This is a genomic window from Bacillus sp. SIMBA_031, from assembly GCF_046535225.1.
In the GTDB taxonomy this organism is placed as follows: domain Bacteria; phylum Bacillota; class Bacilli; order Bacillales; family Bacillaceae; genus Bacillus; species Bacillus velezensis.
The window spans coordinates 1-233 of record NZ_JAWRXC010000714.1; the positions used below are offsets into that span (position 1 = coordinate 1).

At 39.9% G+C, this 233-nt stretch carries 1 protein-coding gene; it reads left to right on the plus strand.

Annotation, left to right across the window (positions count from 1 at the left end; genetic code table 11):
- Positions 1–233 (plus strand): hypothetical protein (locus tag SB724_RS21945; RefSeq protein ID WP_410573204.1); only part of this gene is annotated, 233 nt, incomplete at both ends.

Sequence of the window (233 nt, forward strand, 5' to 3'; positions counted from 1 at the left end):
CCCACCAACAACTACTAGAAACACACCCTGACGCTTTACTGATCATTGCGCCACGTCATCCCGAACAATTTGATAAAGTTGCAGAGCTACTGACTCACTCGAATCTTAGCTTTAGTCGCCGCAGTCAAAAAAAATATAATAATGAACAAGTTGTGTTAGCCGACACATTAGGTGAATTACAATATCTATATGGTGCCGCTAATATTAGTTTTATCGGTGGCAGTTTAATTCGT